General features: G+C 72.9%; 6 protein-coding genes. 4 read left to right on the forward strand and 2 right to left on the reverse strand.

Features of this window, described 5'->3' with window-relative positions; genetic code table 11:
- Positions 1-347: 347 nt before the first annotated feature.
- Together ACFQ7Q_RS34440 and ACFQ7Q_RS34445 are read left to right on the forward strand one after the other, a co-directional pair.
- Positions 348-878 (forward strand): SigE family RNA polymerase sigma factor, encoded by a 531-nt coding sequence (locus ACFQ7Q_RS34440; RefSeq protein ID WP_383562161.1) that lies wholly within the window; start codon positions 348-350, stop codon positions 876-878.
- Positions 879-904: 26 nt separating this feature from the next.
- Positions 905-1579 (forward strand): hypothetical protein, encoded by a 675-nt coding sequence (locus tag ACFQ7Q_RS34445; protein ID WP_383562163.1) that lies wholly within the window; start codon positions 905-907, stop codon positions 1577-1579.
- Between the two features lie 19 nt (positions 1580-1598).
- Here ACFQ7Q_RS34445 and xylA read toward each other — a convergent pair whose 3' ends face one another.
- On the reverse strand, positions 1599-2792 hold the full coding sequence (gene xylA, locus ACFQ7Q_RS34450; protein WP_383562165.1) for a xylose isomerase: 1194 nt from the start codon (positions 2790-2792) through the stop codon (positions 1599-1601).
- A 146-nt stretch (positions 2793-2938) separates the two neighbouring features.
- On the opposite strand from xylA, the gene xylB reads away from it, so the two are divergent.
- Entirely contained in the window at positions 2939-4417 is a 1479-nt protein-coding gene (gene xylB, locus ACFQ7Q_RS34455) for a xylulokinase (protein WP_383562167.1), read from the forward strand.
- 252 nt (positions 4418-4669) lie between these two features.
- On the opposite strand, the gene ACFQ7Q_RS34460 is transcribed toward xylB, so the two are convergent.
- A complete protein-coding gene (locus ACFQ7Q_RS34460; RefSeq protein ID WP_383562169.1) occupies positions 4670-6235 on the reverse strand; it encodes a polysaccharide lyase family 1 protein in 1566 nt (521 codons plus the stop codon).
- Between the two features lie 276 nt (positions 6236-6511).
- Here ACFQ7Q_RS34460 and ACFQ7Q_RS34465 point away from each other — a divergent pair, with 276 nt between their 5' ends.
- Positions 6512-7567, forward strand: a complete 1056-nt coding sequence (locus tag ACFQ7Q_RS34465; protein WP_383562171.1) for a rhamnogalacturonan acetylesterase — start codon at positions 6512-6514, stop codon at positions 7565-7567.
- Positions 7568-7596: the final 29 nt, after the last annotated feature.

Below are 7596 nucleotides of genomic sequence, written 5' to 3' on the forward strand. Positions count from 1 at the left end.
TTTCCCCGGGGCCGCGCGGGGGGGGGCGGGCCCGCCCCGCCCCCGGGGCCCCGCCCCCCCCCCCCGACACCGCGCGGGGCAGGCCCCTGTGTTCAGGGGCCCGCCCGGCACCGCTCTTCGCCGTGGGCATGGCAACCGATAGGGTCGGGTCCGCAGCGCGTGGAAAGCGCTTGTCCGAACAGAGTCGTGGAGAACGGGGGCGGAAACCATCATGGCGACCCTCGCCGATGTCGCGCGCCGCGCCGGAGTCTCGGCCGGCCCGGTCGGCCACCTACCGAGCGGAAGGCTGTCGATCTCCACCGCGACCGGCGGTCGCATCCGCACCGGCGGCGGGGAGAGAGGCCGGCGTGGCCACAGTCGTCGATGAGGACGCTGCGGAGTTCCAGGAGTTCTTCGAGCGTCATTACGCCGAACTCGCCCGCCTGGCACACCTGTTGAGTGGTGAGGCCGACGCGGCCGACGATCTCGCGGCGGACGCGATGGTCGCCCTCTGGCATCGCTGGGACCGGGTACGCGGCGCGGACCATCCCGTCGCGTACGCCCGGGGAGTCGTCGCCCACCTCGTCCGCAGCCACATCCGCAGCGCCGTCCGCGAACGGCGCCGCGTCGCGCTGTTCTGGGACCGGCGCTCCGAACGCGTCGACGACCCCGACGTGCCGGCGGTCGTCGACGTCCGGAGCGCCCTGCGCGCCCTGCCGTTCCGCAAGCGCGCCTGTGTGGTCCTGCGCCATGCCTTCGACCTCTCGGAACGGGACACGGCACAGGTCCTGGGCGTCTCGGTCGGTACGGTGAAGAGCCAGACCTCCAAGGGCATGGCCGAGTTGCAGCGCGTGCTCGGGCCCGGAGCGGCCTCGGAGCTGGCCGGGAGGAAGGCGTGAGGGGCGAGGGAGTGGGGAAAGAGCGCGTGGCGAACGAGGACGAGTTGCGCGCACGGCTGCGGGAGGCGGCCGAGGCGCACCGTCCGGACCGTGCCCGGATGCTGGCCCGGGTCGAGCGCGGCATGGCCGCGGACGCGCGAGCCGTCTCCGTGCGGTCCGTCCGGCCCCTCCGGCCTGTGCCCTGGCTGCGGGTGGCCGGGGCCGCCGCGGCCGTCGCCGGGATCTTCGCCGCGGGGGGTTACGCCGTCACCGCGCTGTCCGGCCCGTCCCCCTCCGTCGCCGCGACCGGCGCCGACCCGAACGCCGAACCGCGGCTGCGGGCCGAAGGCGTGATCGACCCCGGCAGCAACCGCTACTGGGCGCAGAGCGACCTCACCGTCACGACCTCTACCCCGCTGTCCGGGCTGGTCGTCGAAGTGCGGGTCGCCCAGACCGGCGGCGTCGCCTCCACCGGCAACTGGCGCACCCTGCCTGCCGAGGACTTCACCGTCTCGGTACGGGAGGACGGCGGCGCCCTCGTCTACCGCTGGACCCTGACCGCAGGCCGGACCGTCCCGGCCGGACGCCATGTGTTCGCCGGCCAGTACGACCACGCCGAGGGCGGGCGCGACGCCGGATCCGACACGTTCACGGTCACGGCGACGGACACCTCCGGTGACCGGACCTCCGCACGCGGCGGCTTCGTGCCCACCGCTCCGTAGGGGCTTGTCGGCAGCCGGGTCAGCGCACCGCCAGAAGGTGCTCCAGGGCCAGCTGGTCCAGGCGCTCGAAGGCCATCGAGCGACCGGCGGCCGCGGCCGGGTCGAAGGACTCGTACGCGGTGGGGTCGGCGAGCAGCGCCGCGAGGCCGTCGGCGGCCGTGGGGGTCGCCAGCTCCGGGAGCCGGGAGGCGACCAGTGCCTCCTGGACCTCGGGGTCGGCGCGGAAGGCCGCCGCGCGCTCCTTGAGGATCAGGTAGTTGCGCATGCAGTTCTTCGCGGACTCCCACACCCCGTCGAAGCCGTCGGTGCGCACCGGCTTGAAATCGAAGTGCCGCGGCCCCTCGTACCCGGCGCTCTCCAGCAGGTCCACCAGCCAGAACGCCTGGCGCAGGTCGCCGGCACCGAAGCGGAAGTCCTGGTCGTACTTGATGCCGGACTGGCCGTTCAGGTCGATGTGGAAGAGCTTGCCGGCCCACAGGGCCTGAGCGATGCCGTGCGGGAAGTTCAGCCCGGCCATCTGCTCGTGGCCCGTCTCCGGGTTGACGCCGACCAGCTCCGGCCGCTCCAGGCGCTCGATGAACGCGAGCGCGTGTCCGATCGTCGGCAGCAGGATGTCGCCGCGCGGCTCATTCGGCTTGGGCTCGATCGCGAAACGCAGATCGTAGCCCTGCTCGGTGACGTACTGGCCGAGCAGGTCGAAGGCCTCCTTCATCCGGTCGAGCGCCACCCGCACGTCCTTGGCCGCGCCGGACTCCGCGCCCTCCCGGCCGCCCCAGGCAACGTAGGTCGTGGCGCCCAGCTCGACGGCCAGGTCGATGTTGCGGATCGTCTTGCGGAGCGCGTAACGGCGCACGTCGCGGTCGTTGGCGGTGAAGCCGCCGTCCTTGAACACGGGGTGCGTGAAGAGGTTGGTGGTGGCCATCGGCACCTTCAGACCGGTGCTCTCCAGCGCGGCCCGGAAGCGCTTGACCACGCCCTCGCGCTCGGTCTCCGAAGCGCCGAAGGGGATCAGGTCGTCGTCGTGGAACGTGACGCCGTACGCACCGAGGGCGGCGAGCCGCTCGACCGACTCGACCGGGTCGAGCGCGGGGCGGGTGGCGTCGCCGAACGGGTCGCGGCCCTGCCAGCCGACGGTCCACAGGCCGAAGGTGAACCGGTCCTCGGGAGTGGGGGTGAACCGGTCTCCGGGGGTGGGGGTGAGTCGCTCCGCCATGCTCTGTCCCTCTTTGCTGCTCGGCCGCGGCGAACACCGCGAACTGTTACGCGGCCAGGTCTGGCCCGGGTATTTGTTTTCTGAGATAACTAATACGGCAACGCGCGGGAGCGCGCCAGAGGCCGAGTCGAGGAAAGGTGAACGCCATGCCGGTGACACACCCCGTGGTGATCGGCGTGGACAGCTCCACGCAGTCCACCAAGGCAGCCGTGGTCGATGCCGCCACCGGAGCCCTGCTCGCGGTCGGCCGCGCCGGGCACACCGTCGGCGGCACCGGAGGCGCGCGCGAGAGCGACCCCGAACAGTGGTGGTCCGCCCTCGGCGAGGCCGTCGCGCGGGGGCTGAAGGAAGCCGGGGTCGCCGCCTCCGCCGTCACCGGGATCGCGGTCGCCGGCCAGCAGCACGGCCTGGTCGTCCTCGACCCCGTCGGCCGCCCCCTGCGCCCGGCACTGCTCTGGAACGACACCCGCTCCGCGCCGCAGGCCGCCGACCTCACCGACGTGCTCGGCGGCCCCGACGCCTGGCTGGCACGGACCGGCTCGGTGCCCGTCGCCTCCATGACGGCCGCCAAGTGGCAGTGGCTGTGCGAGCACGAGCCCGCCATCGCCGAGGCGACGGCAGCGGTCCGGCTGCCGCACGACTTTCTCACCGAGCGGCTCAGCGGCGTCGCCGCCACCGACCCCGGGGACGCCTCGGGCACCTGCTGGTACTCCACCGCCGACGGCGCCTATGACCCCGCGCTCCTGAGCCTCCTCGGTCTCGCACGGGAGTCACTGCCCGTCGTCGCCCCGAGCGGCGCCACCCGCGTCGGCACCCTCACCCCCGCCGCCGCCGCGACGCTCGGTCTCCCGGACGACGTCACCGTCGCGGCCGGAACCGGCGACAACATGGCCGCCGCCGTCGGGCTGGGCCTCGGTAGCGCCGGACACCTGGATCACCCCGTCGTCAGCCTCGGCACCTCCGGCACCGTCTTCGCCGCCACCCGCACCCGCCCTGCCGCGCCCGGGCTCGCCGGCTTCGCCGCCGCCGACGGCACTTTTCTCCCACTCGGCTGCACCCTCAACTGCACCCTCGCCGTGGACAGGTTCGCCGAGCTCCTCGGCCTCGACCGCGAGGACGCCGTCCCCGGCGACGGACTCGTCGTCCTGCCGTACCTCGACGGCGAACGCACCCCCGACCTGCCGCACGCCGCCGGACTCCTCACCGGACTGCGCCACACCACCACCCCGCGCGCCATCCTCGGCGCGGCCTACGAAGGCGCCGCCTTCACCGTCCTGCGCGCCCTCGACGAACTCCTCGCCGCCTGCGGGCTCGACCCCGCCGACCCGGCGGTGCGGGACCGTCCGCTGCGCCTGATCGGCGGCGGCGCCCGGGGCAGGGCATGGACGGAGACCGTCCGCCGGCTCTCCGGACGGCCCCTGATCGTCCCGTACGCGACCGAACTCGTCGCCCTCGGCGCTGCCGCCCTCGCCGCGGCCGCCGCCTCCGGAGAGGACCCGGTCGCCGTGGCCACCGCCTGGGGCACCGGCCAGGGCGAACTGATGCCGGCCTCGGCCAGGGACCAGGAGACCTGGGACCGCATCGCCGGGACGCTCGAACGCGCCACCCCCACCCTGCTGTCCTGACGTACCCCGAGACCGACCCCCGGGCGCCCCGACCCTGGCACCGCACCGCACCGCTCTGGCGACGAGCGCGTCGAGGGCGTGATCCGGCCGGCCGTCGAGGCAGCGGGGTGCGGGCGATTCTCGCCGCGCACGGCGCCAAGGACGGCTCCGAGCCCCGGCATCCGTGTTCGGGCGTTCGGTGCATGCGGAGCCGTCCTAGGCCGGGACATCAGCGGCGGAGTCGACGTCGCCGAGGCCGCCGGACCGGCGGTGTCAGCCGACGTAGGTCTCGAACTCGGCGATCTTCGGTGTGCCGGTGGAGCCCGTGATCTCGAAGGTCACCTTGCTCAGCGAGGTCCGGGGGAAGCTGATGGCGCCCGCCCCGCTGCCGGAGGCGAGGACGGCACCGGTGTCGGCGTCGACGACCCGCCAGGACCCGATGGCGCCCACGGAGCCGGACGCCTCCCGGATGGTGATCGCCGAGACGGAGACGGCGGAGCCCCACTTGATCGAGATCGCGCCGGTCGGGCCCGTCGGCGACCAGTAGGTGTTCATGTCGCCGTCGCGGACGTTGCCGTAGCTCGTTCCGCTCGCCTTGCCGGAACCGTCGGAGCCGGCGCCGATGCTGAGGTTGGTGCCGGAGGGCTGGGTGGAGGTCGTCGTCGGGGTGGGGGTGGTCGGGGTCGCCGTCGGGCCGGTCGGCGTTCCGGTGGGCGTCGGGGTCGGGGTCTGCGGCGTGCAGGAGCCGTCCGAGACCAGCAGACCCTTGCCGGCGCCGGCGGTCCGGCTCACGACGGCCGGCACGCAGGAGGCGGCGTCGAGGGGGTACGCGTACGGGACGGCGACGGTGGTGTTGGACTGCGGGTTCGGCCCGGCCGGGTTGTTGTCGGTGCCGGGGGCGGACCAGGTCACGTTGTCGAAGATGTTGCCGCTGACCTGCCAGTACCCGGCCGCGTCGGTGTAGAAGGTGCCCAGGACGTCCTTGGAGTCCTCGAAGTAGTTGTTGTCCACCTTGGCCCGGGCACCGGCCCGGGAGTTGATGCCGGACTCGTTGAGGCCCACGTAGTGGTTGTTGTACATGTGGGCCGTGCCGCCCCGCAGCAGGGGTGCGCGGGAGTCGATGTTCTCGTACAGGTTGTGGTGGTACGTGATGAAGCCGTTCGAGAGGTCGCTCTCACTGGACCCGACGAGACCACCACGGCCGGAGTTGCGCAGGGTGCTGTAGGACAGGGTCACGTACCGGGTGTCGTCCTTCATGTCGAAGAGCCCGTCGAAGCCCTCCGACTCCCCGCCCGATGCCTCCAAGGTGACGTGGTCGACCCAGACGTTGCGGACGCCGCTCTCCATGCCGATGGCGTCACCTCCGTTGGACGTCGGCGAGCCGGACTTCTTGACGTTCTTGACGGTCACGTTCTGGATGACGATGTTGCCGGCCTCGCGGATGTGAATGCCCAGTTGGTCGAAGACGGCTCCCGCTCCGACCCCGACGATCGTGACGTTGCTGATCTGCTTCAGCTCGATCACGCCGTCGGCGGTGTTGCAGCTGTCGCCCGACACCTTGCCGGTGTTGCCGTGGTTGATGGTCCCCTCGACCTCGATCGTGATCGGGGTACTGCTACTGGCCCGACCGCACAGAGCGGCGTGGATCGCGGTCCCGGTGGTGGCCCGCACGGTCTGCCCACCGGCCCCACCAGTGGTCCCGCCGTTCTGCGTCGCGTACCCGGTGGCACCCCCGGTCGCCGCCGATGCCTCGGGCATCAACAGAACCGCCCCGGTCCCGGCCGCGACCGCCATCGTGGCCATCGCCGCCGACAGTCGCCGTGCGACTGGTCGTCTCATCCTGGTCTCCCTACGACGTCGAGCACCGGCTCTCGGCACTCCGAGCCGTAGTCGCCACCACCGACACGGAAGTTGCCGCCCCTCAACGCCCCGTCACTCGCCGCGGGAACGTCGCAGACGCTCCACAACGGCGACCGGTACACGAAGACCCCGCGCCGGCGCCCGGCCGCGAGCACCCGTGGATCAGCACCGACACCACCGCGCTGTTCGGACTCGCCGCCCTTCAGAACCGCGCCCTCATCGGCGACGGCCCTCCGGCGTAGTAAAGGAGAGGCCATGACACGCACCACCCGGCTCACCGCCGCCGCGACCGTCGTCGCCGCGCTCACCGCCGCCACCGTCGGCGCCGCCCCCGCCCACGCGGACAGCTCCTACGGCCAGGGCCTCGACCACTGCGCCACCACGGCACCGTTCGTCTGCCACTTCGACCTCCCGCCCGGCACGTACCACGTCCAGGTCACCCTCGGCGGGGACACCGCGGGCTCCACGTCCGTCACCGCCGAGACACGGCGGGCCGTGCTCCCCGAGACGGCCACGGACACCGGGGAGAGGGTCCACCGCTCGTTCACCGTCGACGTGCGCGACCCCGAGGGCCAGCCGACAGGACCCGCGGGCAGCCCCGGCCTCGACCTGACCTTCGGCGGCACGGCACCGCTCCCCGCCGGGGTGGTCGTCACCCCGGCGCCCGCCGTCCCGCGGCTCTTCCTCATCGGTGACTCGACCGTCTGTGACCAGCCGGGGGCACCGTACGCGGGTTGGGGCCAGCAGCTGCCGCAGTACCTCAAGCGCGGGGTCGCGGTCGCGAACCACGCCGACTCCGGGGAGAGCACGGTGAGCTACCTCGCCGAACCCGCCTTCTTCCCGACCGTCCAGCCGCTCATCCGTCGCGGCGACGCGGTCCTGATCCAGCTCGCCCACAACGACAAGCGGACGGACGCGGCGACCTATCGCGCCAACCTCACCGCCCTCGTCGAGGGCGTACGGGAACAGGGCGGCCGGCCCGTCCTCGTGACCCCGATCGTCCGCCGCTGGTTCAACACCGACGGCACCCTGAACAACGGCACCGCCCTGCTCGTCAACGGCCTCGGCGTGGACCACCCCGCCGAGATCCGCGGGCTCGCGGCCGACCTCGACACCCCGCTGATCGACCTCACCGCCCTCACCAAGGCGCGTGTCGAGGCGCTGGGTCCGGAGGCGTCCAAGGCCCTGTACCTGACGACCGAGAAGAAGGACGACACCCACACCTCGGTGCGCGGGGCCACCGAGTACGCCGCCCTGGTCGTCGACGAACTGAGGTCCCAGAGGATCCTCCCGGAGCGCCTGATCCGGTGAGAGCCGGTCCGCCGGCCGCACCCACGGGG

Origin of the sequence: Streptomyces sp. NPDC056527 (genome assembly GCF_042794475.1) — a bacterium.
In the GTDB taxonomy this organism is placed as follows: domain Bacteria; phylum Actinomycetota; class Actinomycetes; order Streptomycetales; family Streptomycetaceae; genus Streptomyces.